General features: G+C 33.6%; 1 pseudogene. It reads left to right on the forward strand.

The window, feature by feature from the left end:
• Positions 1–554 (forward strand): annotated as a pseudogene (locus F6K13_RS33940) (hypothetical protein); the annotation flags it as partial.
• Positions 555–1,225: the final 671 nt, after the last annotated feature.

Genomic DNA, 1,225 nt, shown 5'->3' on the forward strand with positions numbered 1-1,225 from the left:
CAAATATTAAAGATTTTACAGTACCTTTAACAGATGTTTTGCCTGAGGAAGCTGTTGTTAATTTCTCAAATTTTACTCCTGAACAAAAGGGGAGAGACTTAGAAGATAATACTTTTAGTTATCCTATTTTTCCTGCTTTTATTTCTGATTTAGAAGTGGCTAATCAAAGTTGGAAATATTGTGAACAAACAAAATTACCAATTGATAGTACACAGGTATTAGTTCAGTATATTCAAACTTCTGGGTTTAAAGGTTTAATTGCTAAATCTTGGGTTGAAGTTTTGTCACAATTGAAAAATCAGAGTGTGGATTTACTATTAATTTGTTTGCGGGGAAATTTACCGCCTGGTTTGGATAAAGCATTATCTAATTTAGACCAAATAGTTAGAAAACCTTCTATATTAGTGTTGGAATATTCTGATTATAAATTACCCAAAAATATGACAGTAGAAAATCTAAATTTAGTCTTGAGCAAGGTAGCTACAAAAATTTTGCCTTCTGATTTATCAATAGTAGATTTATTGGAGGAAATTAAGGGTCATTTGATATTTTAGGGAGTAGGGAGTAGGGAGTGGGGAGTAGGGAGTAAAGAATTAGAAGTAATCCTTGAGTGAGTTTGAGCATTTATAAATGTCTTAACTAACTTATATCAGGTTACATTAATTAACTACGATACAAAAAGATGGCGTAGATAATTGAGTCATCTTTAGATGACTATTTTCCTATGCGGATAGAGGAAGAGTCGTTTCATTTGCTGAAGCTCTCAGAGGCGGATGATGAAAATTTTTCTCTTTCTCATAGGTCTAGAGCAAAAGTCGTTTTATTTGCTGAAGCTCCCGAAGGTGGATGATAGAATTTTTCTGTTCTCCATACAGATAGAGGAAGAGTCGTTTTATTTGCTGAAGCTCCCAGAGGCGGATGATGAAAATTTTCTCTTCTACATACAGATAGAGCAAAGGTCCTGCTACAATTTCCCATAAGTAAACAGCAAAAATAGTCTGAAGTTATTGTCAGTTAAGATTTTAGTGCAAATAAATATTCTTTTGTGATGAGAAGAGTGCATATCGAAATAAACTATATAAAAATTTGCTTGCTAGGTTGCCTTGCAGTAGCTGGATTCGATTTAGTATCTATAAATTGCACAGAATCAAAAGTATTAATCCACAGATGAGCGCCACAACTTGCTGGTTTGTAAGGTCGATAGACTATTTGGCAAGGACCTGAA

This window comes from Okeania sp. SIO2B9 (assembly GCF_010672505.1).
Lineage (GTDB): Bacteria > Cyanobacteriota > Cyanobacteriia > Cyanobacteriales > Microcoleaceae > Okeania > Okeania hirsuta.